Genomic DNA, 26,766 nt, shown 5'->3' on the forward strand with positions numbered 1-26,766 from the left:
TAAGCAAATTCGCAAAGTTATTGCCCGCGCACGCTATTCCTATTCCTATTGAAACTTTTCTCTAAACAGATCAATCAGTACCTTAACCTTGTTGGGCAAAAACAGGTTGGATGGGTAAATTAAAGTCAGATGCTGCTTAGGATGCGTAAACTCAGGTAGTACCTCCACCAGCTGACCATCTTCCAAAGCTGGCTTGGAATGCACTTGAGGGATAAATGCGATGCCATTTCCAGCGATCGCCATTAAGCGCAGCAAGTTTAAATCATCTGACCTAACCGCAACATGTAACTCCGGATCCAACAAGCCTGCGTTGTACCTGTTGGTTAGTAGACGATGATGTTTTAAGTCATCCAGCGTTTTCAAAGGTGCATGCGCATCTAGGTATGCTTGGGATGCCACAAAATGACTACGATACGGCAATAAACTGAACTGAACATAACTGTCATCAGAGACTTTCGCCACGCTTGGGAGAAGCTGAAGATCGAACGCTTGACGCTTAAGATCGACACTCTCTTGGTGGTTTTCAATTTCTACCGACATATCCGGATAGCGGGTAGTGTATTCGTTGATGATCGAATTGAACGCCGCTGAGCTCATCAACGCAGAAGGTATTGCGACACGCACCTTTCCCGTTAGCTCTTGCTGATACTCGTGCATTACATTCAAGCCTTGCTGAATATGCTCCATTGGCTGCCCCACCAGCTCAAACAAGCGCTTACCGTGTTCGGTGAGCTCAATAGTTCGCGTGGTTCGAATCAGCAGTTGGCAACCCAAGGCTTTCTCTAATTCTTGCAATCGCCGGCTCACTTTAGAGCGTTGCAGCTGGTTGGCTTCTGCCGCAGCACTGATACCACCGTGCACGACGGTTTGGCTAAACAGATGAAGATCATCAAAACTTACGTTCATTGTCCTACTTTTAGGTCATTTGTGCGCTTATTGTCATTCTACTGAATTGTGATCAACTTCTCTATAATTCGTTATCTTATTTGCTTGATAGAGCCATAAATTCAGGAATTTCTTATGACAGCGGATCATAAATTCAAACACTGGATGCGAACACTTATTGTCCTGTTCATTGTACTATTTTTCTACATCATCATTGCTGACCGACACGCGCCAATCACCACCGAAGGGCGAGTGCAAGGTTACGTAGTTCAAGTTGCTCCGGAAGTATCGGGCAAAGTAACGGATGTCCTAATTGATAATAACCAGCCAGTACATAAAGGCGATGTATTGTTCAAAATTGATGACCGAAAATACAAAATAGCGCTAGAGCAAGCCGAGTTGTCACTGCAATCGGCCTATGAGAAAGAAGCCACCCTATATTCACAACGTGAAGCGGCATTGGCAAACATTGCGCGCGCTCAAGCAACTTACAACAACGCGCACAACGAATACTCCCGTCTGCAAAAGCTGTCTCAACAGAAAGTCATTTCACAATCGAACTTAGACAACGCCTACGCACAAAACCAAGTATCGCGTGCAGCCCTAAAGGCTGAGCAGCAAAACCTGAAAGTGATTGAAGCTCAACTTGGCGATAAAAAAGGCCAAAGTACCGCTGTGCGCATTGCTAAAAATGGTATCGAGAAAGCACAGCTCGATCTTGCAAATACCTCAGTACTTGCACCAAGTGACGGTGTTGTGACTAACCTGCAGTTGGAAGTGGGAACCATGGCAAACACTAACATGCCACTACTGACATTCGTGCCAACAGGTTCAATGTGGGTGGCGGCTGATTTCCGCGAGAAGTCGGTTGCCAACGTCAATAACAGCTATCACGCAATGGTCGCGTTTGATGCTAATCCAGGCTCAGTCTACGACTTCGATCTAGCTAGCCGAGATTATGGCGTTGCCGCTGCTCAGCAAACTCCAAATGGCGCACTGACCAAAGTCGAAGTGAACAACCGTTGGGTACGTGATGCGCAGCGCACTCGCGTGAACCTGACCAGCGAAGAAGCTTTGCCTTCCTCTCTGTTCGTTGGTTCTCGTGCCACCATCGTGCTTTACCCAGACAACAGCCCGTTCTGGGCGCTGATGGCACAAGTACAAATCTACCTTGCTAGCTGGTTCCACTTTATCTACTAGGCGGCTACGATGAAAACCTTACGTATTTGGTTTGGCTGCTCAATGGGTTTGGCGTTGAGCATGATCTTTGGTTGGTCTTACGGTTTCTTTGCCGTCATGCTGCCACTGTTCGTGCTCGGCCGTATGGATCACTTCAGTCTGCCCTTAGTATTGATGGTGCTGTTCTCTGCGGTTTGGACAACGGTTCAAGCCACCTTTATTCTTGAATACCTGCAATTTCATCCCACCCTGATGTTTGCTGCTGTTGGCATCATGATGATGTTCAAATGCATTGCAATGATGAACCAGAAAACCTACTTGTTTGGTTATATGGGATTGCTGGTCGGCTCTATCGTGCTTAACTTTGCAAGCTACGATTTCATGGATATTGAAGAGTTCAACGTCAACCTTTGGGTGATCTCATTCAGCAATATCTTTGTTTGCGCCCTTGCCTACTGGCTGTTCCCAGAGCCTGAATCAAAGATCCTGCAAACAGAGATGACCACGCCAGTGAAAAGCGATATCGACTACATTAGCCAAGTTGCAATGGGTTGGGTCGTCGCTATGGCAGCGTTTGTGGTGTTCCAAGTAGGTGATTTGTACGACTCACTCTCTGCACAAGCTTCGATACTCATTATCCTAACGCCAATGACACTGGCTGGCTCAATGGCAATGGCAAAGATACGTATCATCGGTACTGCCCTAGGCTGTATTGCAGGTATGACAGTACAGTTAATTTTGGGCAGTTGGTTTGGGCACGGTTTGTTGTTCTGGCTAGCATTTACCATCGCGATGGGACCATTTTGTCTGTGGCTCACCAAGGGGCAAGCCAAAGCCGCCATTGCATTCTCGGCCATGTCTGCTCTATCCGTGCCACTAACAACATCGTTAGTTCCCGAGCAAAAAGACGCGTTCTTTTCCATCTTGTACCGCTTTAGCTCTATCTTCATTGCGGTGCTGCTCACTGCCATGGTGATGTGGGTCGTACACCACTGGATTCGAGTCATGTTATTGAAGCACCCAGAGATTCAACATGTGGAAATGTAGTTGTGCATGAGCATGGTGAACCGAACCTGGTTCTGGACGGTTTACGTCAGTAGCCGCTTGTGAAAACTACGCACTATTATTCGTTATATAATTACAAACTGCCTGCGTTCTCTCTTTTTCTTACCATGAACGCAGGTGATGGCCATCACCTGAAAACCATGTAACAAACAGTTTGATTGCTAATTATTGTGATTGAACGTCACTATTTATCAATTAATCTCTCATTAAGAGCCAGTTCTGCTCGTAACCATCTGCCTGCATTTTCAAAACCCAACAAATATGTAAACAATATGATCTAGTTGTTGTATTTTTAATAACCACAATGGCGAAAACTGATCCTTAAATTACGTCACACTTTCATACTCACAATTCATTAACACAAATCGCTAGAGAATTTTTCATTAACGTGTGTAAATCACACTTCAATCTCTGGTGATCAATCTTCTATTGAAATACACCTTAAGATCACCTCATCGATTCAACTTACCCTACACATAACGAATAAAGGATTGATGAAGATGAAAAAGGTCTTACTAAAAGCGGCAGCTTTAACGCTAGCCCTTGCTGCTGCAGGCGTTCAAGCTAAAGATTATGAAATCGTAAACGTAGTTAAAGTGTCTGGCATTCCTTGGTTTAACCAAATGAATAAAGGGATCGAGCAAGCAGCTACGGATTTCGGCGTGACAGCTCGCCAGCTTGGTCCTTCCACTCCAGATCCAGCGCAACAAGTTAAAATTATTGAAGACTTAATTGCCAAAGGCGTTGATGCAATTACTGTGGTACCGAATGATGTAACTGTATTGGAGCCAGTATTTAAAAAAGCTCGTGAGAAAGGGATTATCGTATTAACCCATGAGTCACCAGATGGACATGGCGCGGATTGGGATATCGAAACGATTGATAACCAAGCCTACGCGAAAGCAACCATGGATGAGCTTGCAAAAAATATGGACAAGCAAGGTGGTTACGCGGTTTATGTTGGCTCATTAACGGTGCCACTGCATAACAACTGGGCAAATCTAGCGATCGATTACCAAAAGAAAACCTACCCAGACATGTATGAAGTCACTAGCCGTATGCCAGTTGCTGAAAGCATCGATCAATCTTATGCCGCAACGAATGACCTGATGAAAGCACACCCAGATATGGCAGGTATCGTTTCTTACGGTTCATTAGGTGGCATCGGTGCAGGTGAAGCCATTAAGAAAAAACGCGCAAAAGACAAAATCAGCGTCGTGGGTATTATGATGCCAAGCCAAGCTGCTCCGTACTTAGCTCGTGGCGAGATTGATAAAGGCTTCTTGTGGAACCCAGCAGATGCGGGCTACGCCATGGTTGCCGTTGCTAAGCAAATGCTCGAAGGCAAAGACGTATCTCAAGGGGTCAATGTCCAAGGCCTAGGCGATGCAGAAATCGATACGCAAAACCGCGTGATCAAGTTTAACAAGATTCTAGAAGTGGATAAAACCAACGCACGTCAGCTCGGTTTCTAAGCTAAACAAACTCTGTTCTAAATTGGGCGGTGCAACGCCGCCCTACCATATTGGAAATGATCATGTCTGGAACTCCTTTTATTACCCTCAAGCAAGTATCCAAGCACTTTGGTTCCGTGAAGGCATTGGATGGGATAAACCTAACATTCAATCAGGGTGAGGTGCACTGCTTAGCCGGCAAAAATGGCTGTGGGAAAAGCACATTATTTAAAGTGATATCTGGCGTTCACGCACCAGAGAAAGGCGCTGAAATCACATTAGCGGGCAAACGCTACTCTCGACTCACTCCACAGCAATCAATAGAACACGGCATTCAAGTTATCTATCAAGACTTATCCCTATTCCCAAACTTAACTGTCGCAGAGAATATTGCCATTCAGGATCATGTTGAATGGACAAAAGGGCTGGTGCAACAAAAGCGTATCCAGATCATTGCAACTCAAGCAATGGCAAAAGTAGGTGTCAAATTACCACTGGATAAACGCGTTGAGCAGCTTTCAATTGCCGAATGTCAGCTCGTCGCCATTTGCCGAGCCATGGCATCTGATGCCAAATTAATGATCATGGATGAGCCAACCGCCTCACTCACTCGCACCGAAGTGAATCACCTCATCGAAGTGGTCGCAGACCTTAAATCCAAAGGCGTCACTGTGGTATTTGTGAGCCACAAGCTTGATGAAGTAATGGAGATCTCCGACCGGATCACTGTCATTCGTGATGGCCGCACCATCGGGACCTATCAAGCTGATGAAGTCGACAGTGACGAATTGGCTTTTCTAATGACCGGACAACGATTCGAATTCACTCCTCTTGCCGATTACCACCAGCAAGGAGCCGTCAAACTTGAAGTCGAAAAGCTGTCAAAACGTGGCCAGTTTGACGATATTTCATTTCAAGTTCGTGCGGGAGAGATCGTCTCCATCACCGGCTTACTTGGCGCAGGCCGAACCGAATTGTGCATGGCACTGTTCGGCATGACTCAACCAGACAGCGGCGTTATCCGCATAAACGGCCAACCGACTACATTCAAATCTAACCGTGACGCGATTTCTCAAGGCATCGGTTATGTCTCTGAAGACCGCATGTCGACTGGGTTGGTGATGGAACAAGCGATTCAAGACAACATTACGGCCTCAGTGATGCACAGACTGAAGAAGCCCTCAGGTTTTCTTGACCATCTAAAGGCAAACAAGCTCGTCGATAGATTGATTTCTTCATTGTCCATCAAAGTCGCAGATCCAAAACTCCCAGTAACAAGTTTATCCGGTGGTAATGCGCAGCGTATCTCTATCGCAAAATGGATTGCCGCAGAGCCAGAAGTGCTCATCCTTGACTCTCCGACCGTGGGTGTCGACGTTGCCAACAAAGAAGCAATCTACACCATCGCAAAAGACCTTGCCGCAAAAGGAATGGCAATCATCATGGTCAGCGATGAAATCCCAGAAGTGTTCTACAACAGTCACCGCGTGATTGTGATGAAAGAAGGACGTTTTACTCATGACTTCCAACCCGCTCACTCTACCGAGCAACAAATCATGGAGGCAGTCAATGCTTAACCAGTTTCGTTGTTCCTTATCTTCATTCACCAAGCGTCATGAGTTCTACCTCTCATTGATGATTGTGTTGATTGTCGCAGTGCTGACTTTTACCTCTGAAGATTTCCTCACTCTTGGGAACATCTTTGATATGTCAGTCAGCTCTGCATTACTAGGCATCATGGCTTGTGGTTTGTTTGTCGTGCTTATCGCTGGCGGCATCGACATCTCATTCCCAGCGACCGCTGCGATTGCGCAGTACATCACCGCGACGTACATTTTGACGATTGGTGGTAACTTCATGATTGCGTTTGCTATTGCAACCGTTGTGGGTGTGTTACTGGGCATGATCAACGCCACACTGGTATACAAACTCAAGGTGCCAGCGATCATCATTACCATTTCAACATTGAATGTGTTCTTTGGCTTACTGATTTACTTTAGTAACGGCGAATGGTTGTACGGTTTTCCTGACTGGTTTATGGATGGTATTGAGCTGTTCACGTTTACCGGTAGCGACGGCTATGACTACGGTTTATCACTGCCAATCTTAACCTTAGTTGCAATGATTGCCCTCACCTCATTCCTGATGTCTAAGACCCGCTTAGGTCGTCAGATTTATGCAGTAGGCGGCAATGCAGATGCGGCGAGTCGTATTGGTATTAACCTCTTTGGTATTAATCTGTTCGTTTATGGCTACATGGGGGCACTTGCAGGCATTGCTTCAGTGGTTCAAACCCAAATTACCCAATCAGTCGCTCCAAACTCTCTTATGGGGTTTGAGCTTACGGTACTGGCTGCAGTTGTACTTGGTGGCACGAGTATGACAGGAGGCAAAGGTACGCTGTTTGGCGTGGTCCTCGGGGTGATCTTGCTCGCCGTTGCTAAGAACGGCCTGACGTTGCTCGGTGTACCTTCATATTGGCACACGGTCGTAACTGGCTTAATCATTGTTTGCAGCATCAGCATGACGGCAATCAATGAGAAAAAACAAGCGCTACAAGAGGCATAAACCATGGAACAAGTGCTAAATAGTTTAAAGCTACCGACAGACAAGAACATTCGTTACTTACTGGTGATTTTAGTTGGCATTCTCGCCGTTATGGCGTTCTCAAGTGGGCAAGCATTCTTCTCCATTGATAACTTACAATCGATGTCATCGCAAATGCCACTGCTCGGTCTACTGGCACTGGCAATGGCCGTGTGCATGCTGACTGGTGGTATCAACCTGTCGATCATTGCAACAACCAACGCGTGTGGTTTGGTAATGGCGAGCATCATTACTCAAGCTCCTGATAGCTCAACAATGCTTATCTTGGCGCTTTTCGGAGGCCTCATTACCGCTACGGTTATCGGCTTGCTCAATGGTGCATTGATCGCGTACGTTGGCGTTTCACCAATACTCGCAACCTTAGGGACAATGACCCTGATTAACGGTCTGAACGTGTTGATCTCTGGCGGTAGTGTTATCTCTGGTTTCCCAGAAACCCTTTTGGTACTCGGCAACGGCTCTATCTTTGGCGTACCTATGCCGCTGATCTTGTTCGTTGGCTTTGCAATCGGCTTATGGGCACTATTGGAACACACCAGTTTAGGTCGAACCATCTACCTGATAGGGTCGAATGAAAAAGCCACTCGTTTCTCTGGTATCAACACACAAAAAGCGACCTTGTACGTTTATGTCATCTCTTCCGTGCTTTGTTGGGTCGCAGCTATTGTGATGATGGCAAAATTCAACTCCGCGAAGGCTGGCTACGGAGAATCCTATCTTTTGACGGCCATTCTCGCTTCAGTACTGGGGGGAATTAACCCAGACGGTGGTTTTGGACGCATTATCGGAATTGGTCTTGCGCTTATCGTATTACAAACATTAGAAAGTGGCTTTAATTTGCTGGGAGTGAGCAGCTATCTCACTATGGCGCTATGGGGCGGCATCTTGATCTTATTTATCTTCTTACAAAAAAATAAGGCTTAACGGAGCAGTATATGAGTATTTATTTTATCGGCGTTGATGTAGGCAGTGGCAGCGCGCGTGCGGGTGTCTTTAACGCAGAAGGTCGTAAAGTGGGTGAAGCCAAACGCGACACCATGATGTTCAAACCTCAAGCTAACTTCGTTGAGCAATCTTCCGATGACATCTGGCAATGTGTATGTCTTGCGGTTAAAGATGCGGTTTCTCAAGCCAACATCGACCCTATCCAAGTCAAAGGCATCGGTTTCGATGCGACTTGTTCATTAGTCGTGTTGGATAAAAGTGGCCAGCCGCTAACGGTGAGCCCTACTGGGCGCAGCGAACAAAACGTCGTAATGTGGATGGATCATCGCGCTATTGCGCAAGCCGATCGGATCAACAAAACTCAGCATCCTGTATTGGCTTATGTGGGAAACCGTATCTCACCAGAGATGCAAACACCTAAGCTGCTTTGGCTCAAGCAAAACATGCCAAATACATGGGCAAAAGCGGGTTACTTCTTCGACCTACCCGACTTTTTAACTTGGAAAGCAACATTCGATGCCAGTCGCTCCCTTTGCTCAACCGTATGTAAATGGACATACCTTGGCCATGAAAACAAATGGGATCGAGGCTTTTTCGAACTGATTGGTTTGGAAGACCTACTGGAAGACAATGCAAAAACCATTGGTGATAGAATTCTACCTATGGGCCAGCCTGTCGGTGACGGTCTAACCGTGCACGCAGCCGATGACTTAGGTTTAACCCCAGGAACCGCCGTGGGCACATCCATCATCGACGCCCATGCCGGTGGTATTGGTGTTCTTGGTGCCTCAGGGATGACGGGTGAGAAAGCCGACTTTAACAAACGCCTCGCTTTGATCGGCGGAACCTCGTCTTGCCATATGGCAGCATCAAAGACTGCTCGATTCATTGATGGTGTTTGGGGAGCGTACTACAGTGCAATGATCCCAGGTTACTGGCTCAATGAAGGTGGGCAATCAGCTACCGGTGCTTTGATTGACCACATCATCACCTCTCACCCACTGTATGAAAACGCGAAGGAGCTAGCCGACAAGCAAGGCAAAACCGTTTATCAACTATTAAACGATCGTTTATTGGAACTTGCTGGCAACAAAGAAGACATCGCCTTTTTGACAAAAGATATTCATGTTCTGCCTTACTTCCATGGCAACCGCTCACCGAGAGCGAATGCTCATTTGACTGGCACAATCACCGGACTAAAAATGTCAAAAACGTTGGATGATATGGCATTGCAGTACCTTGCGACCATTCAAGGCATCGCACTCGGCACACGCCATATTATCGAAGTGATGAACGACTCAGGCTATGACATCGATACCATTATGGCCTGTGGCGGTGGTACGAAAAACAGTGTCTTTCTACAAGAACACGCCAACGCGACTGGCTGTATGATCCTACTACCAGAAGAGAGTGAAGCCGTACTTCTTGGCTCTGCAATGTTGGGCTCCGTGGCTGCAGGGTTCTACAGTGATATTCCAGATGCGATGAATGCGATGAGTCGGATAAGCAAAAGCGTGATGCCTCAGACAGAGAAAATAAAACACTTCTATGATGCGAAGTACAAAATTTTCCACAAAATGTATGAGGACGATGCTCAATACAAACGTCTAATGGAAGCGTTTTAAAACACTAAACCCAAGGCTCATCACCTTGGGTTTTCTAATTCTGGGTACAGATAAGCCATACCATCACATTAGCTCGCTCATCCCTTAGATAAATGATTTAAAGGAGCCCATCCCCATCCACCTAACGCCCCAACCTTCTCGCACCATATCCAGCCATTTAGCTCATATTCTTCGACAAGTTCATCGCCCACTGACAGCGTGTGTTCTTTTGCAAAGTAATCTTTGCGCACCAGAACATCGCAGCCTTCAATTGTAAGTATTTGCTTTGGCACCCAGCCTTCTTTCCCGACGCCTTTACAGAATACCCAATTGGCCCAATCCCCATTTGGGTCGGACTCTTCAATAAATTGTAATTGTTCACCTTCAGACACCTGTATCGGATCCTTTGGTGCATCTGTGTACTCTTTGATTACCTTATATTTCATGGTTTTATTCCTGATCGGTTCTTAGCGCCTGTTGATTGGCTTAGCAATGCAACCTAAACGTTGCTTAGCTCAGAGGAATTGAAGGAAAACATACGGACTTCATCACGTGGGAACCACCCCAACTTCTCATAAAATGCTTGCGCATTAAGGTTTTCATTAGCAACAAAAAGGTGAGTTTTCGCAATCCCTACTTGAGACAACGCATCCACTGCACTTGAGATAAGTCGAGCACCAGTACCCAAGCCTCGGCACTCAGGCTTAACCGCTAAATGTTGAACATAACCTCTACGCCCATCTGTCCCGACTAAAATGGCGCCGACAATCACATCACCATCCAACGCCACAAAACTCAAACCAGGATTGCGTTCTAGATATTTGGCGATATTTTCTTTGGAATCGGCATCCCTTAGCAGCATGGCTTCTGTTTCAGACCACAACGCAATAACCTGATCATAGTCTGAGATTTCCATTTCTCTTATCACAGTAAACTTCCCTAAAAACAAAATGATGCAATTGCTCTTTACTCTATAGACACATCAAGCGGCTTACCAGCCAGTTTTGTATAAAAATGCCAATAGTTACGCATCAATACGAAGGAGTCGAAAATGCAGGTTTAACTTGAGGGTGCTTGAATTCGGTCGAATAAAAGATGAGATATTTGAGCCTATTAAGCTATTGTTTTTGCGCAATCAGAAAGTCTTTTTGCAAGCGCAATAGGCTCAAGTGCAAGTAAGAACATAGTGTGACGCACTTACCTGTTAACGCGATTACCAGTTACAAGTATCGTTTCGTTTTGGATCTAGCTTTAGGCTGGTTTCAGTGAACCACTGTGAGGTAAATCCATCAGCAGGAAATAACTCTGTTCTGTCGTCTGAGATCTTAAAAGTGAACTTGCCGTTCGAGTTCAACACGACGTAGTTACCATCGTCTTTCACCTCAATTTGGTACAGTCTTGGAGCCATGCCAGCGTATGCTTTACCGCTATCACAGAAGATAGCTTCATCCATCAAAGATGACTCATCTTGGTTAACATAAACCCCTTCCAACCATTCAGCAGCAAAACAGCCATTAGCAACCAAACCTAGCGAACAAAGCGATAACAACAGTGATAATTTTTTCATTGTTTCCTCTATATAATCACTTATCTATCCAAGTGGCTTCATCACAAATAATTTAGCCACCGCATATGAATCGTGATTAATATACTAATTTTATATATTCAGCTCTAGTTGATTAAATAGGCATTTTTTGTTTCCGAATTAAAATCACAAAGGGGCTGAATTTTATTAGATGCCTTATCTAATACTAACTTTTATAAACCGAATGCTAACTTTTTATAAACCGAAAACAATCTATACTGTTGATTTAATAGACAAAAATAACCAAGATCTGAGCTCTTGGGTTTGTTGTGAACGACATAATTCCCAGCATCTGTCATCCTGAACAGCGAGGGACGAGCGTGATTCAGGATCTACTTACGGAGCGCTGTGAAGTTCGAAGGCTATCGACACTTCCCAGCGAGTGGTTAGCAGATTCCTAGTCTCGTCTAGACTCGCTGGAATGACCCGACCTTGGGTTTATTGCGTCGAACCTAAGTTCTGATATTAACCCGCCAACTCTCTGCGAATAATCTCTGCGCCTGCACTGCAAGACATGAAACTTTGAGAGCACCGCTCCCTTTTTACATCCGTGTCGCTCAGATTATGTATTAAGACTGAAGTGAGCTCATCAAGCTCAATAGCGATTGTTGCTGATCATTAGAAAGAACCTCAAATAGCGTTGCCATTTCACCAAAAAACTCAGGTCCCATCGCGGAAACCAACCCTAACCCTTGCTTTGACAACGAGATTTTGACTGAGCGCTTATCAACTAAGTCATGTTTGCGTACGACAAGAGCTTTTGCTTCTAAGCGTTCCAATCGGTTTGATAGTGCACCTGAAGATGGTAGCAATGTCTGCTCTTTGAGTGCTTTTGCCGTCAGCTCGTAAGGCTCCCCTGAGCGGTATAATGTAGCTAGAACATCAAACTCTGACGGATTTAATCCATGCTTCTTGCAAAAATCGCTTCTTGCATCTGAAAGTGACGTACCGAATCGAACGAATAACGTCACTAGTTCAATGATGCTCCCGTCCAACTCTTTGTTTATTGATATCCACTGCTCAGCAACTTGCTTGCTCGTCATCTTCAAAATAATGAATCCATGTAATAACGCTCTATACTATTTTATTCTCGTCACTTGCTACTACTTTGCCATAACCGACGACGCCATCTCTTAAACGTCAGCTTTGCATACAAGTAGAGAGACTCAAGAATAAGACCTAACGTAGATAGTACCATTACTAAAATTGCGAGAACATCTACGAAAAAGGCTATGAGCGCTTTAATCACTGCTTTAACTAAATATATCGCCTTCATTATCCATCACCTCCTAACTATCTGAGACTAAACCTTCTTCCTTCTAAACTACGCATCCACTAGCACTAACTTTAGAATCAAAACCTACTGTTAAAAGAAAACCTCAACCTTCTAAAATCACCTCAAGAGGATCAGAGAAAAGATCAATGAGGGTGACTTTACGCTTAATTTGTGTTTAAGTAAATTATGTTTATATAAACACAAATTAATAAAAATACAGTTGAGGGAGAATCATGAAAATCATCTTGGCGATATTAGCCCCGTTACTTTGGGGAACGACCTACGCTGTTGTTTCATCGGAGTTCGTTGGTTGGTCACCGTTCGCGTTAGCGGTATGGAGAGCCCTGCCTGCCGGCTTCATTCTATTAATTTTAAAGCCAACACTACCGAAGGCATCTGAGTTACCCGCTTTGTTATTAATTGGCTTTCTCAATATCGCTTTGTTTTTTGGTTTATTGTTTGCTGCGGCATTAAAACTACCGAGCACATTAGTGGGAGTCGGAATGATCGCCTTGCCAGTCGTGAGTTTGGCAGTCATGGGGATTGCACATCAAATCAAACCATCAATTATCCAATTGGTATCAGCAGTCGTGCTACTGGCATCTTCTGCCTACCTCTTCTTGACCAGCAGTTCACCAATTAGTTGGTCAGCAGTATTACTTTTAGTTGGAGCAATGAGCGCATTGATTGCGGGAAGTGTTGTCGCTAAACATGTGATGAAAAAAATCCATTGGTGGAAACTACTGACATGGAAGCTCATTTTTGGCGGCATCATTTTGTTACCGCTCGCCTACTGGGATGTTTTTTCCGGCGGAATCGTCGTGCCTTTAGTGCCAGAAAACTTAGAACAGTGGCTCGCTATGGGTTGGATTATTATCGGGCTCACTTCTGTAGCATACGGGGCTTATGTCTATACCATCCCATTAATTACAACGAATGAGCTCAGTTTCTTTGGCACCTTTAACCCAATTCTGGCGATGATCTTAGGCGTCACACTCATGGGAGATTCACTGACTCACGTGCAGATTGGAGTAATGGCATTGATGGTTGTCAGCAACTTGATTGCTCAGTTCTTCGAATATCGTAAAAAGCTTCCGACCGAACAGGAAGTAATCAACTACTAGCGTCTTCTATTTTCGTGATCTTATAGATAGAAAAAACCAAGACCCGAACTCTTGGGTTTGTTGTGAACGACATAATTCCCAGTATCTGTCATCCTGAACAGCGAGGGACGAGCGTGATTCAGGATCTACCCACCAAGTGCTGTGAAGTTCTGAGGTTATCGCCATTTCCCAGCGGGTTGTGAGCAGATTCCTAGTCTCGTTTAGACTCGCTGGAATGACCCGACCTTGGATACAAAGCGAATAGTTAAGTAGGTGAGCAACGTATCTCCCAACGTCCGTCATCCTGAACAGCGAGGGACGAGCATGATTCAGGATCTACCCGCAGAGTGCTGTGAAGTTCGAAGGTTATCGCCATTTCCCAGCGAGTTGTTAGCAGATTCCTATTCTCGTCTAGACTCGCTGGTATGACCCGACCTTGGGTACAAAGCGAATAGTTGAGTAGGTGAGCAACGTATCTCCCAACTTACGTCATCCTGAACAGCGAGGGACGAGCGTGAATCAGGATCTACCCACCGAGTGCTGTGAAGTTCGAAGGTTATCGCCATTTCCCAGCGAGTGGTTAGCAGATTCCTAGTCTCGCTTGGACTCGCTGGAATGACCCAACTTTAATTTATTGTGTCGAACCAAAGTGTTGATATTAGCCAGCCAACTCTCTACGAATGATCTCTGCGCCTGCGCTGAGTGCATTGAGCTTCGCAGTTGAGACTTCGCGAGATAGAGGCGCCATGCCGCAGTTGGTGCATGGGTAAAGTTTGTCAGCGTCGACGTACTTAAGAGCTTCGCGCAGAGTTTCTGCAACCTCTTCTGGTGTTTCAATCTCGTCGGTTGCTACATCAATTGCGCCAACCATCACCTTCTTGCCGCGGATAAGTTCTAGTAGTTCGATAGGTACGCGCGAGTTATGACACTCAAGCGAGATAATATCGATATTGGATTTCTGCAACTTCGGGAATACCTCTTCGTATTGTCGCCACTCAGTGCCCAATGTTTTCTTCCAATCCGTATTGGCTTTGATGCCGTAGCCATAGCAGATATGCACGGCGGTTTCGCACTTTAGTCCTTCAATAGCGCGTTCTAAGCAAGCAATGCCCCACTCGTTCACATCATCAAAGAACACGTTAAATGCGGGCTCATCAAATTGGATAATGTCGACACCTGCCGCTTCAAGCTCTTTTGCTTCTTGGTTAAGAATCTTTGCGAATTCCCAAGCCAGCTTTTCTCGGCTGCCGTAGTGATCATCATACAGCGTGTCGATCATCGTCATTGGCCCCGGAAGCGCCCACTTAATCGGTTGTTTAGTTTGCTGACGCAAGAACTTCGCATCTTCGACAAACACAGGTTTGGTTCGGCTAACTGAGCCAACAACCGTCGGCACACTCGCGTCATAGCGGTTACGAATGGTCACGGTTTTTCGGTTCTCGAAGTCTACTCCGCTAAGATGTTCAATAAAGGTCGTCACAAAGTGTTGGCGAGTTTGTTCTCCATCGCTGACAATATCGACCCCTGCCAGTTCTTGCTCTTGTAAAGAGACACGCAGCGCATCGCGTTTGCCATCAATTAGCTCGTCGCCTTGCAGTTTCCACGGTGACCAAAGCGTCTCTGGTTGAGCCAGCCAAGAAGGCTTAGGTAAGCTGCCCGCCGTTGAAGTCGGTAATAATGTTTTCATCGTCATTCCCTTCTAGATTCTCATTTTCGATTACGCGTAATTTGCAGACCATTGCTCTAGGACCGCTTGATAAGGCTTGATGAAGTGCTCCTCAGCAAACTTCCCTTGCTCTTTTGCAAGCTGGCTGCGCTCTTCGCGGTCATAAACGATTTGGGTTAACGAGTGATCAAGATTCTTCAAGTTCGGTTGGTAGCACTGGCCGGCTACCGCGTTCGCGTTGTAAATCTCTGGGCGATAAATCTTTTGGAACGTCTCCATGGTACTGATGGTACTGATCAGCTCTAGATTCGAGTAGTCATTCAACAAGTCGCCGAAGAAGTAGAATGCCAACGGAGCGACACTGTTTGGCGGCATAAAGTAGCGCACCTGTAAGCCCATCTTTTTGAAGTACTGTTCGGTCAATGACGATTCGTTTGGCTGGTATTCAAAACCCAACACTGGATGCTGGTTGTCAGTACGGCGGTAAACCTTGTTGTCCGACACACTCAAACAAATCACTGGCGGCTTTTGGAAATGTTGTTGGTACGATTCCGACTTCACGAACGCTTTAAACAGCTTGCCGTGTAGCTCACCAAAATCAGCGGGGATGCTAAATTGAGGCTGGTCTTTGTTGTGGTCTAACAGTAGAACGCTAAAGTCGTAATCACGCACATAAGAAGAGAAGTTGTTACCCACAATACCTTCAATTCGTTCGTTGGTTTTGCGGTCAATAATGTTGGTTTTAAGCACTTCGATAGAAGGGAACGCTTCACCACTGCCTTGAATATCCATATCCACAGAGATAATTTCCAACTCGACACTGTAACGATCGCCATTCGGGTTATCCCAATGCGCTAAAGCATTAAAACGATTGTCGATCATACGCAGTGCATTGCGAAGGTTATTCTGGCGGCTGTCACCACGAGCTAGGTTGGCAAAGTTGGTCGTGATGCGCGTGCTGTCTGATGGTTGGTAGTTCTCATCAAAACGGATGCTCTTAATAGCAAAGTTGAAATCGTTATTCATGGTGAGTTGGTATCCTATTTCCTTAGATAAACGCTGACTGATTCCTACTCTGTTCTTGGGGATGGTTGTGTTTTTTTGATTTTCCCAATCGTCAGTGTGTGCAGCGTTTACTTCGAAAATTCAGTTCAAAAACAGCTGTCACAGTGCCTAACACCAGAGCAGTCTGTTTTTTATACTTGCTTCGTTACTTGAATAACATTGGTAATACTTCACGTTGAACATGAAGGAATTTCATGGTTTGAGTTTTTGGTGTCCATTTATCGCGTGGAAAACTGCTTCAATTGCAATTCCAGAAGCATGGCAAAGCGATTCATCTGACTTTAGCGGCAACGCTACTTTACTGTGCAGTGTAGTTGTTTGCTTTAGGTTCAGGAGATGAGACGCAGAAATTTCCGCGTCTCAAATTTGTGGAAAGAGAGATGGTTAGTTTTAGGTGTACTAACTCAAAGTGGCAAAACACTATGTTTTTCGTAAGTTTAAGGGTGGCTTAACGGTTTAAGAAAAATATGGACAAGTTCTTAGATTTATAAGCACGACTTGCAGAAGGCGAGATAAAGACTAATGAAAAAATAGGCTCATAAAGAGCCTATTTTCAATTTTGGTGGAATCAAGTAGTAATCACGAACAAATCATTTTCTTGGAAAGAGTATGCCTTGTTAAGGCTATGCTTCAAGGAAGCAGTTTGTATCTTAGGGGACTTTGCTTCAGTCAGCCACAACGGATGAAAGTCAGAGATTACCTTAGTGAAGAATGCGAAGGGTAATACCAGCTTTTGCGATGCAATTCGAAAGTCATTGATACCACCAAACTGCAAATGACATTTAGAGTGCGACTGTACATTGGCATCATAATCAAACCGAATATGAGAGTTTTGAGTGAGCTTAGCATCATTTTCAAGCATATCAATGGAAACCTCATCCAATATATCGCAAAGCCAATCAGTGGCAGATTTTCGGTATTCTTCGATATTTTCAAGACTCTCTTTTGTAAATGCTGGAGCAGGATAGTAAGCAAGTCTGCATTTAGTAAGCTGATCTTGATCGTCATAACCAAAGTAGAACTGAAAAAAAGAGTTATCTTTTAGCAAATAACTGTACTGCCCCCCATCGACGAGAAGTTGATACTCTCTTGGATAAGATATGTTTGACAAGATGCCCGGACGATATTTTTCCCAAGTAATGACCTTTGGATTAGTTAGATCCACATTTGTAGTCATGATGAGTGTCGGATATACCTTATCTATGTTGTGTAAGCTTTGAATCACATGAGCCTTACTACTCATCACCTAATCCCTCAGAAATGTACTTAGCCAACTCCGGATTATTTCTTAGTTCTTGAAGCAGTAATTCAGGATTAGATTTTAGCTTATCAAGAGACTTCTCAATTGCATTAAACTCCTCTGAAGAGGTGTGGATCAATTGACGAACATAAGCAATCTTATTATCACTAGGGCGCACGAAGCCAAAATTAGGAAAATCCCTTTTAATCTGGTCGATTTCTAACTTAAGAATATCCATATTGTTTGAATGACCCGTAATATAACAAAAGCCTCTAGAGCGAGTTAGAGAAGCAAAGAATGCATTCCTAGCTCGAAGCGATGCATCTTCAACTACTTTTTGGGAGTTAAAGACAAACACAATATTTGATTCGTTTCCTTTCGCTCTGAATGGTGTCGCAAGCGTTACTGAACCGGGAACCTTGAATACATCAGCACTCTCAACATATCCGGGAGATACACAGCGAATTCCACGCTGATTCAATTTAACTCTTAATTCAGCTAATTGCTCTTTCCCCCCTCGACGATTATTAATATTAACGACGATAATCTCTTCAGGTGGAACATTATTCTTTGTAATCAGCTCTTGAATTTTATAGGCAACATACTCTAACTCTTCACCCAGTGAATTTTGTTTAACGCAGTTGACCAAATCAGTTGGCTTATAGCCATAATTTTCGATAATTGACTCAAGGTTATTCTTAGAGTTTTCTTTCGGTCGAGTTAACTCAACAGCATCACCCTCCACTAGAGTATCTTTCTGTGGTTTTAATAGCGTATAACCTATAGCGTTCCAGTCAGCTTTATTGTCGAAAGGTTGCATAATCTTGTCTTTGTTATACAAGCCCATTGCCACACCGTGCGCTGTCATAAGAACAGGTCTAGGCGTGCGATAACAGTTTGGCAATACGAAATCTTTATCAATCCCCCCAAGATACTGGCCATTTAAACTATCTTGTCCAATATTTGGTTCATTTGTCGTTGGATTAATCCCAAAAAGTGATTCAGGTCCTTTGATTTTCATGTCGGTAAGTGATTGAAAATCGTCATACGCCCAAATGATACGTTTTGGATCTTTTGTTATTTTATAAATAGTCTCAAACAAAGATGGAGGAAGATCTTGCGCCTCATCAATAAGAACCATGTCATAAATAGGCTCTAAGAGGTGACCTGCTTTATCAAGAAGGTCTTTATAAATAAACTCAAGTGGTTGCGTGTATCCCTTTACTTCACCAAAAGTCTTAGGAGCCAGTCCTAGTTGACTACATAGAGATGAATATAGCCCCTGTCGGCTTTTCCCGCCCCATGCATGATAAACATTTAATTTATCTTCAAAATCTGGTGCTTTCTTAGCCTCTGCAACATAGTATTTACTAATATATTGTGTGATGATCCCATACAGGCTTTGAGTATTAAACAGAAACAATATCTTGTAATCTTTCAATCGCTTATGAGTAATAGCAGCTTTTAAAGACAACACAATTGTTTTACCAGTCCCCGCTAAGCCTCTTATGCGTTGTGGACCATCAGGTATTTGCATTGAAATTACGCGTTGAGCTTCATCTTGCTTAAACGTTCTGTGTAAAGACTCTTCAATGAAATCGTTAATTGTTTTGAGAACTTTCTCTTCTTTGATCTTATATTTGTCTTCAAATATATATGTACCTTCGATGAGGCTTACTATTTTATCAAAAGTAGCGTCATCGCAATCGAACTTTTCTAATGAAGATTTAAAGTCAAACAGTTCATTTTTAAGATCTTCTTTAGTAACGTAACTTGAAAACAGATCGTCATCAGGAAACAAACTATCTATTTCTTCGTTGCTGTTCAAAGAAAATACTAAAAGGCTGCTGGTAGGAACAATAATCTTTCTTTTCTTGCGAGAATAAAAAGAAGGCTCATTTTTTAGCCTACTTTCGATTTCATCTGTGAAGACATCATTGAAGTAATCACGAGAAACAATCTTTTCATTGTCACCAACGATCCAAACATCTAGATCAGTATCATAATTAACTGCTGTTACTTTTTCTTCGAGTACATCAATCAAAGTGATACCGTACTCTTTCGTAATCAAGATAAATGTTGGAGTTTCGTCGTCACTATCTCTACCAAGCGTGGTTAGTTTGTATCCAAAATAGCCATGACATTTCGAGAAAACGTCTTCAATAAGGCTACTTACAACTTTTGTATGAACCTTATCTTCAACAGCGATACTGCCGGGTAAGAATTTGAGAGTTTTCATTGATTAACCTTACAAGATGTAACTTTTCTTATCCCTCAATTGTTGCTCAAATCACCTTGCAAGACAATAAATTAAACCTGTAGATGGAGAAGTTTAAGGAGGAGAAAGACAACTAATTGCTCTTTTTCAATATCTCCTTTAACTACGACAGCCCGTAGCTTCACTATAGTGAGTACAGTTCCTCTTTCAATGTCGTTCAAAACTAAGTCAATAGATTCACACAGAAACACCGCAGACTTTCGAGTGTTGTGGAATTTCCCCGTAATACCAACTGGATAACTTTTCGTAGGTCAAAGCCTATGAACAGGATTTGAATTTGTAAAAGCCTAGCTTACAAATAAGCACCTATTTTTTCTCGGCTTTCCAAATTTCTCACGTAACTAACACTTCCCACTCCTTCCCTTTTCCCACTCTTTCAACGATACTCTTGCGCCTTATTGTTCAGTTGGAAAACTTCATGCCTCAAGCTAACTCCGTTGTCGTACTCGACTTTGAAACCACAGGTCTGTCTCCGAATATGGGTGATCGCGCGATTGAAATCGGTGCGGTTAAGATCGTTGATGGTGAGGTGGTCGATAGTTTTCAGCAACTTATGAATCCAGGCTTTCGTGTGAGCTCATTTATTGAGGGCTACACAGGCATTACCAATAACATGCTGCGCACCGCGCCGAGCTGCGATGAAGTGATGGCATCGTTCAGTGAATTTATTGCGGGTGAGAATCTTATTGCGCACAACGCGTCTTTTGATAAGCGCTTTTTGGATGCGGAACTGGAGCGAATCGACTGCGGTTATTCTGGCGAGTTCGCGTGTTCTTTATTGGTGGCAAGACGCCTGATTCAAGATGCGCCGTCACACAAGTTGGGTGAATTGGTTCGTTATAAGAATATTGAAAACGACGGAGTGTTCCACCGCGCGTTAGCCGATGCACAGGTAACAGCCAAACTGTGGTTGCTGATGGTAGAAGAGCTTGAGCAATCCGGCATTGCAGCGCCAAGCTTCAAGTTTATGCAGACGGTAAGTAAGACAGCAAAAGGAAAAGTGGACCAGCTACTGGCTAAAAGCCGCGCTTAATCCACTCGAGTACTCACGCTTCATCGTTCAAGAGTTTATCTCCAACGCTAGAGCGTTATTGCGGCACTCTATCCGAAATCACCTTGCCATCTTTGATGGTGATTATGCGTTTGGTGCGCTCTGCTAGGGCGTTATCGTGCGTCACGATGATCAATGTTCTGCCTTCGGCGTGGAGTTGATTGAACAGCGCTTCAATCTCTGCGCCGGACTTCGAATCCAATGCCCCTGTGGGTTCATCCGCTAAGATGATTTGCGGATCATTGACCAAGGCTCTTGCAATCGCGACCCTCTGTTTTTGACCGCCAGAAAGCTGGTTTGGTTTGTGGTCGAGACGATCCCCTAGCCCCACTTGCTCTAACAGCTTCGCGGCACGTTGACGGCGCTCTTTGGCTTTGATGCCAGAGTAAACTAACGGCAGAGCCACGTTATCCAACGCTGTCGCGTATTCCAACAAATTGAAGCTTTGGAAGACAAACCCAATCTTTTGGTTGCGAATACCCGCTAACTCGTTCGCGCTTAGACTTGCCACGTTTTGACCACCCAGTTGGTATTCGCCATCGGTTGGTTTGTCTAAGCAGCCAAGCATGTTCATTAGGGTTGATTTTCCCGAACCAGACGGGCCAAGAATCGAAAGAAACTCACCTTGGTTGATGGTTAAGTCGACGCCGTCTAGTGCGCGCACTTCCGCCTCTCCGCTTGAGTAGTATTTGCAGATGTTGGTTAGCTCAACAAGTGGTTTGTTCGACATCTTCTCTCCAGAATTCTTATTATTATTCACTTTGCAGTGCCTCCAACGGGCTCACTTTTGCAGCGCGGTTTGCAGGTAACCAAGCGGATGCGACACCGATGATCACCAAGGTGGTAATCACAATCGCGACTACAATCCACGACAGCTCTGGAACTGGCTTGCCAAGGTGCTCATAAAATACGTTGCCTTCTAGGTTGATGGCGCTGATTGCCGATACCAATGCGTAAGTCACGCCTAATCCCAAAACGCCACCTAACATCATGGTCATCAGTGATTGCACCAAGTAGTGCAAGCGAATCGCCGTTGGTGTAGCACCGACCGCCATTCGAACGCCGATATCTCGGGTTGAACGCTTCACGGTCGCGTACATAACGTTGGCGATCCCCACACCCGCGACGGCAAGGGTGACAAAACCGATGATGCCGAGGAAGCTTTGCAGGCCAATCAAAAACTGCTGCATGCTTTTCTGTTTAAGGAACATGTCTTCCACTTGCACCACTTGCTCATCACTGACACTCGCGCCATGTTTGCGAGCAATGACTTGGCGAATGGTCTCTGCGAGCTTTTTACGGTCGGTGTTGGCTTGCGGCTCGACGTTGATGCCACCAATATCGCCATTGGTATGGAAGCGTTGCCATGTTGCTAACGGTACAAAGCTGGAATAGTTGATTTGGTCGCCCTGCTCAATCTCGGCACTGCTCTTCTTCAAAACACCAATAACCGTGAATTCCTCGCTGCCAATCTTGACCTTTTCCCCCACGGGATCGGTTTGCAGTGTCACTGGCGCGAACCAGCTAAAGTCATCGACAGGGTTGAACAAGTCCGCCGCGAGCGAATAGCCCAATACGACCACTTTGCGCATCTGCTTTTGATCGAGTGGGTTTAGCCAGCGTCCGCCATCCATTGGCATTAGGTTGGTCATTGATGCGAAGTCTGTAGTGACGGCCAATGGTTCTTGCCATGAACCTCGGTCGCCCACGGTAATGCGCTCATTCCAAATAGCGGTGGGTGCGACGCTCTTCACTTCTGGAAGGGCTTTGACCACATCAGTATCGTCGACTTTTAAGGTTAAGAACTTACCTTGATGAAAAGCGCCATAATCGACCGTCGCCATACCACCCGTTAGGTAAATCAGGTTCCCGTTACCATTTTGCGCGGTTCTTAAAACGCCCTGACGAATGCCCTCGCCCACGGCCAGCATTGCAGCGATACACAAGGTCGCCCATGCCACAGCTAGAATGGTTAAGCCTAAGCGAAGCTTTTCTGCCGCCATTTCCTGAAAAATCTGTCTCATTGGTAGCAACATGATTATGCCCTCGCGCTCAAAGCGATTACTGGAGTGAGCCGCGATGCTCGTCTCGCCGGGAAGTAAGACGCCAACAACGCCAGAACCAGCGTGACTAACAGTGACCAAGCAATGGAATCCAGTGTGATAACAGGAAAACCTAACCACTCCGGTAAGGTAATGGAGCCTAACAACGCCACCACCATATACGCGACTAACAGGCCAAGTGCTGTACCGACAGCCACCAAGAACAAACCTTCAAGAATGAACTGACTGAGGATCGATTTTTGTGTCGCGCCTATCGCCAAGCGCACGCCGATTTCTCGCGTTCGCTCTGTCACTGAGAGGAACATAATGTTTGCGACGCCGAGCGCCCCAACAGCCATGGTCATTGCGCCACTTGCCCCAAGGAAGATTTGAATGCCTCGGAAAATGCCCGTGATTAGCGCGGCGCCTTCACTAAAATCTGGTAGGTTGATCGCTTCTCTATCAGCTGGGTCGAAGTGCAGTTGCTTAGCATAGAAGTTGACGATCGCTTGTCGGAAAGCGGGACCATCCATACCTTCAGTCGGCTTAAGTAGTAGCATCCACGGTTTGGCATCCCACAAATCGAGATACGTGGTTTGCGGAATAAAGACTTTGCGGCTGTCGCCGAATGAAATGCCTGCGTCCTCATCTTTGATGATACCAATCACCAAGAAGGGAATGCCGTTCACTTTGACCATTTGCCCAATGCCGATTTCACCCATCTTGGCAATTTGATCGCCAAGCACGGCAACACGCGTATGGTTAGCGATATCAGTTGGTGACAGGTTGCGCGAGCCAGACTCCAACTTACGTTGAATAAGGGAGAAGTAAGACGGGTCAATACCGCTGACGTTACTGGTCAGGTTCTGCCCTTTGTCATTGGTGACGCTCGCATCCCATTTGGCATAAACGCTCGATGCCGCTTCGACAAAACCAGACTGCTTAATCATATCGACTTTATCTTGCGGGATCTGAATTTGACGCCTTGAGGGTAAGCCGTGCCATGGTTTGCTGGTGCTCGACGGAAACGCGATTTGCACGTTGTTGACCATAAACGACAACTGCTGGGTTTGATGGCGATAAAAGCCCTCACCCAATGCAATCAGCACCACCACGGATATCACGCCCCAAGCAATGGCGATGATGGCAAGCATGCTTTTCATGCGATGCGCCATCAGCGTTTGCCATGTTTGTTGCAATAAACTGGTCATGAATTAAAAGCTCGGGAGATCAGTGCCATGGTGTCGTCGTCTAACTTGCCTGCGGTTTGCAGCAGACCGATACGCTGACGCCAGTAGTTGTACAAGTTGCTTTGCAGGCTATTTTTGGCCTCAAACAAGTTGTTGTGCGCGCTAATGACTTCCGATACTTCTAACATACCCGCATCGTAAAGTTTTTCTTTGCTGCGCAGCACTTTCTCACGTGAAGTAACCAGTTCGTTTGCCATCAAGACTTGGTTCCAGTTGATGTCTACTTGGGTAAACTGCTGGATAACGCGCTTTTGAATGTCGATTTCGACTCTGCGTAAATCTTGTTTAGCACTGAGGATATTCAATGAGGCTTCGTCAACTCTTGCACGCGTTGCACCATTCAAATCGATCGGTACGCTTAGGGTAATGCCCGCGTTGAATTCACCATCTTTGCGTCGGTCATCATCGCTGTAGCCGACGTTACCTTTCACCGTTGGGTAGTAACCACCTTGGGCTGAGTCTTTAGCAAACTCACTGGCTTTTACGTTTTGCGCAGCCACCAACAGCTCAGGACTGCTGTCTTTGGCAAGCTTTAACCATTGCTCTTGAGAGTCCACCATCATTGGCGGTTGAATAAGAGAATCGGTGCGAATTTGGTCAACGCTTTGTGGGATCTGGTTGATCAGTGTAGCTAGTGCGGCGCGTTTGACTTCCAGATCAGAGCGCGCACTCAAAATGCCTGCTTTGTCTGCGACTTGAGTTGCACGAATTTCTTCCACGTCCACCGATTTAACCTTCCCCGCGAGGTAACGCTTCTCGATGATCTTCAGCAGTTTATTGCCTTCTTCCAACTTAGATTGCGCCAATTGCAAATCGCCTTGTGCGCTCGCGACATCCAAATACGATGACAGCAGTCTTTGTGCTAATTCATTGTGTGATTGAGCCAGTTCTAATTGAGCCTTGATGTAGTTGGCATTGGCTTGGTCTAGATCGGACCACAAGCTGCTGTCCCAAATGGTTTGAGACAGCGATGCACCGTAGCTGTTGGTGTTATCGGCAGATTCACTCCAATCCGCCGATGCCGTCGCACTTAAACCTGGCAGCAATGAACTGCGGCTCGCATCCACACCGACTTCACCGAGTTGCACGCCAATCTTGGCTTTCTCGTAATTTGGGTCACTCTGTTTCGCTTGTTGCCATGCTTGTTCAATCGAAATCGCATAGCTTGGTAAGCTGAGTGTTGCGGCTAATATCGCGCAACCAATTTTAGACAAATGCAGCTTAGCCATGCGCGACTCCCATCATCATGCTGTTATCGATGATCTCTTCGTTCAGCTCAACGCCATCCAATACTTCAACGTTAATGCCGTCTGATAAGCCAAGTTTCACTTGTTGTTTATGGAAGCCTTGCTCAGAGCTATCTGGAACCAACACGCTCGGCGCATCACCATCAAACTGTAGTGCTCGCTCTGGCAGCGTTAAAACGTTCTCTGATTTCTTCAGCGTGATTTGCGCTGTCGATGAGAAGCCCGAACGCAGCATCACTTCTTTAGGGATTTTCAACTCACCCACTTCAACCCCAAATCCGTTATCGAAGCTTTTTGCCGATGCATTGCCTTCTGGCGAGTTTAAGTTCTCTGATTGAATCGCCACTTTAGTCAGCACGCCGGAGATTTCCACATCGGGATACGGCGCAACGGTTAGCAAAACGGGCATGCCCGGTGAAAGCTGCGCGGCATCATGCTCGCTTACGCTGCCTTTGAAGATCAGGCTGTTCATGTCGGCCAGAGACATCATTTCTGTCGCGGCTTGGCTTGATTCGGTTGAAATAATTGGCTCACCGACTTCCACTTTACGATTTAGTACCGTGCCATCAATTGGCGCATAAATGGTGGAGGTCAGACGCGCATTGCCAATCGACGCCTCGCCGCTGCGGATAAGTTCAAGGTTCTGGCGTTTTTGCAGAACGTTCGCTTGAGCCGATTTCACCGTCGAGCGCGCACTAACGTATTCATCGTAGTTGTTTGGAATGATGTCTTGCTTTACCAAGCTTTCGAGGTTGGCGAGCTTTTGCTTGGCAGATTCTAAATCCGCTTCACTGCGCATCAAATCCGTTGACGCATCCGTAAGTGCCTGTGGGGTCGGGTTAGGACGAACCTTAATCAATGGCTGGCCTTGCTTCACTTTCTCGCCGACTTTCACATAGATCTCGCCGACGATGCCGTCGATTTGGGACTTAATAGAAACTGAGTGAGCAGGGACAATATTACCGACAGCCACCGCTTGTTTTTCGATGGTTCCAGTTTCCACCACGAGTGTCGGTAAAGCCTCTGGTTGATCAGAAGATTGCAGATAGAAATACGCACCACCGCCAAGCAGTGCAACGCTCGCAGCAGAGACAAGCCAAGTTTTTGCCATTATTGATACCAATGATTGTTGTGTAGTCTTGTGACCATCTCCTGATCACAAAGTTCTAGGATAATATCGGCTTTAACGTCCTGAATTTGTCGTATTTGGTAAGACTATGTAAG

Annotated in this window: 23 protein-coding genes; 9 read left to right on the plus strand and 14 right to left on the minus strand. The window is 45.4% G+C overall.

Going from position 1 to position 26,766, the window contains the following annotated elements; genetic code table 11:
* Positions 1–45: 45 nt before the first annotated feature.
* The gene (locus tag ACTS60_RS16735) at positions 46–906 is read right to left on the minus strand and encodes a LysR family transcriptional regulator (protein WP_440889186.1); all 861 of its coding nucleotides are present in this window, start codon (positions 904–906) and stop codon (positions 46–48) included.
* 114 nt (positions 907–1,020) lie between these two features.
* Between ACTS60_RS16735 and ACTS60_RS16740 the strand changes: the two genes are divergently transcribed.
* The 7 genes from ACTS60_RS16740 (at position 1,021) to ACTS60_RS16770 (ending at position 9,760) form a co-directional block, all read left to right on the plus strand.
* On the plus strand, positions 1,021–2,085 hold the full coding sequence (locus tag ACTS60_RS16740) for an HlyD family secretion protein (protein ID WP_440889187.1): 1,065 nt from the start codon (positions 1,021–1,023) through the stop codon (positions 2,083–2,085).
* Positions 2,086–2,094: 9 nt separating this feature from the next.
* Positions 2,095–3,111 carry a DUF2955 domain-containing protein gene (locus ACTS60_RS16745; protein WP_138956379.1) on the plus strand — a complete coding sequence of 339 codons (1,017 nt, stop codon included), beginning with the start codon at positions 2,095–2,097 and terminating at the stop codon, positions 3,109–3,111.
* 518 nt (positions 3,112–3,629) lie between these two features.
* Positions 3,630–4,604: an autoinducer 2 ABC transporter substrate-binding protein gene (locus ACTS60_RS16750; RefSeq protein ID WP_010447437.1), complete on the plus strand. Its 975-nt coding sequence runs from the start codon at positions 3,630–3,632 to the stop codon at positions 4,602–4,604.
* 62 nt (positions 4,605–4,666) lie between these two features.
* A complete protein-coding gene (locus ACTS60_RS16755; protein WP_440889188.1) occupies positions 4,667–6,160 on the plus strand; it encodes a sugar ABC transporter ATP-binding protein in 1,494 nt (497 codons plus the stop codon).
* On the plus strand, positions 6,153–7,151 hold the full coding sequence (locus ACTS60_RS16760; protein ID WP_002162592.1) for an ABC transporter permease: 999 nt from the start codon (positions 6,153–6,155) through the stop codon (positions 7,149–7,151). Before ACTS60_RS16755 ends, ACTS60_RS16760 begins: the two co-directional genes overlap by 8 nt.
* Before the next feature lie 3 nt (positions 7,152–7,154).
* A complete protein-coding gene (locus ACTS60_RS16765; protein ID WP_440889189.1) occupies positions 7,155–8,114 on the plus strand; it encodes an ABC transporter permease in 960 nt (319 codons plus the stop codon).
* 11 nt (positions 8,115–8,125) lie between these two features.
* Positions 8,126–9,760 (plus strand): FGGY-family carbohydrate kinase, encoded by a 1,635-nt coding sequence (locus ACTS60_RS16770; RefSeq protein ID WP_010447431.1) that lies wholly within the window; start codon positions 8,126–8,128, stop codon positions 9,758–9,760.
* 77 nt (positions 9,761–9,837) lie between these two features.
* Here the strand turns inward: ACTS60_RS16770 and ACTS60_RS16775 are convergent, their stop codons facing one another.
* The 4 genes from ACTS60_RS16775 to ACTS60_RS16790 form a co-directional block, all read right to left on the minus strand.
* Positions 9,838–10,185, minus strand: coding sequence for an SH3 domain-containing protein (locus tag ACTS60_RS16775; protein ID WP_440889190.1), 348 nt, complete (start codon positions 10,183–10,185; stop codon positions 9,838–9,840).
* Between the two features lie 53 nt (positions 10,186–10,238).
* A complete protein-coding gene (locus ACTS60_RS16780) occupies positions 10,239–10,655 on the minus strand; it encodes a GNAT family N-acetyltransferase (protein ID WP_171053759.1) in 417 nt (138 codons plus the stop codon).
* Between the two features lie 297 nt (positions 10,656–10,952).
* A complete protein-coding gene (locus ACTS60_RS16785; protein WP_252041888.1) occupies positions 10,953–11,306 on the minus strand; it encodes a hypothetical protein in 354 nt (117 codons plus the stop codon).
* A gap of 587 nt (positions 11,307–11,893) precedes the next feature.
* A complete protein-coding gene (locus tag ACTS60_RS16790; RefSeq protein WP_440889191.1) occupies positions 11,894–12,367 on the minus strand; it encodes a MarR family winged helix-turn-helix transcriptional regulator in 474 nt (157 codons plus the stop codon).
* 466 nt (positions 12,368–12,833) lie between these two features.
* Here ACTS60_RS16790 and ACTS60_RS16795 point away from each other — a divergent pair, with 466 nt between their 5' ends.
* Positions 12,834–13,724, plus strand: coding sequence for a DMT family transporter (locus tag ACTS60_RS16795; protein WP_440889192.1), 891 nt, complete (start codon positions 12,834–12,836; stop codon positions 13,722–13,724).
* 637 nt (positions 13,725–14,361) lie between these two features.
* Here ACTS60_RS16795 and ACTS60_RS16800 read toward each other — a convergent pair.
* The 4 genes from ACTS60_RS16800 to ACTS60_RS16815 all read right to left on the minus strand — a co-directional run bounded on the left by ACTS60_RS16800 (position 14,362) and on the right by ACTS60_RS16815 (position 19,913).
* Complete coding sequence (locus ACTS60_RS16800) at positions 14,362–15,390, minus strand: methionine synthase (RefSeq protein WP_440889193.1); 1,029 nt, start codon at positions 15,388–15,390, stop codon at positions 14,362–14,364.
* 30 nt (positions 15,391–15,420) lie between these two features.
* Positions 15,421–16,395, minus strand: coding sequence for a DUF1852 domain-containing protein (locus ACTS60_RS16805; RefSeq protein ID WP_440889194.1), 975 nt, complete (start codon positions 16,393–16,395; stop codon positions 15,421–15,423).
* Positions 16,396–17,002: 607 nt separating this feature from the next.
* The gene (locus tag ACTS60_RS16810; protein WP_440889195.1) at positions 17,003–17,677 is read right to left on the minus strand and encodes a DUF2290 domain-containing protein; all 675 of its coding nucleotides are present in this window, start codon (positions 17,675–17,677) and stop codon (positions 17,003–17,005) included.
* Entirely contained in the window at positions 17,670–19,913 is a 2,244-nt protein-coding gene (locus ACTS60_RS16815; RefSeq protein ID WP_440889196.1) for a DEAD/DEAH box helicase, read from the minus strand. The genes ACTS60_RS16810 and ACTS60_RS16815 overlap by 8 nt, the downstream gene beginning before the upstream one ends.
* Before the next feature lie 457 nt (positions 19,914–20,370).
* Here ACTS60_RS16815 and ACTS60_RS16820 point away from each other — a divergent pair, with 457 nt between their 5' ends.
* Positions 20,371–20,985 (plus strand): 3'-5' exonuclease, encoded by a 615-nt coding sequence (locus ACTS60_RS16820; protein WP_010447410.1) that lies wholly within the window; start codon positions 20,371–20,373, stop codon positions 20,983–20,985.
* A gap of 55 nt (positions 20,986–21,040) precedes the next feature.
* Here ACTS60_RS16820 and ACTS60_RS16825 read toward each other — a convergent pair whose 3' ends face one another.
* The 5 genes from ACTS60_RS16825 to ACTS60_RS16845 are packed head-to-tail and all read right to left on the minus strand — an operon-like array spanning position 21,041 to position 26,653.
* Positions 21,041–21,733, minus strand: coding sequence for an ABC transporter ATP-binding protein (locus tag ACTS60_RS16825; RefSeq protein ID WP_039842270.1), 693 nt, complete (start codon positions 21,731–21,733; stop codon positions 21,041–21,043).
* A gap of 22 nt (positions 21,734–21,755) precedes the next feature.
* A complete protein-coding gene (locus tag ACTS60_RS16830) occupies positions 21,756–23,039 on the minus strand; it encodes an ABC transporter permease (protein WP_440889197.1) in 1,284 nt (427 codons plus the stop codon).
* 2 nt (positions 23,040–23,041) lie between these two features.
* On the minus strand, positions 23,042–24,256 hold the full coding sequence (locus ACTS60_RS16835) for an ABC transporter permease (protein WP_440889198.1): 1,215 nt from the start codon (positions 24,254–24,256) through the stop codon (positions 23,042–23,044).
* Positions 24,253–25,524, minus strand: a complete 1,272-nt coding sequence (locus ACTS60_RS16840; protein WP_440889199.1) for a TolC family protein — start codon at positions 25,522–25,524, stop codon at positions 24,253–24,255. The genes ACTS60_RS16835 and ACTS60_RS16840 overlap by 4 nt, the downstream gene beginning before the upstream one ends.
* A complete protein-coding gene (locus tag ACTS60_RS16845; protein ID WP_440889200.1) occupies positions 25,517–26,653 on the minus strand; it encodes an efflux RND transporter periplasmic adaptor subunit in 1,137 nt (378 codons plus the stop codon). The genes ACTS60_RS16840 and ACTS60_RS16845 overlap by 8 nt, the downstream gene beginning before the upstream one ends.
* Positions 26,654–26,766: the final 113 nt, after the last annotated feature.

Origin of the sequence: Vibrio sp. WZ-1, assembly GCF_052037695.1 — a bacterium.
Taxonomy (GTDB): domain Bacteria; phylum Pseudomonadota; class Gammaproteobacteria; order Enterobacterales; family Vibrionaceae; genus Vibrio.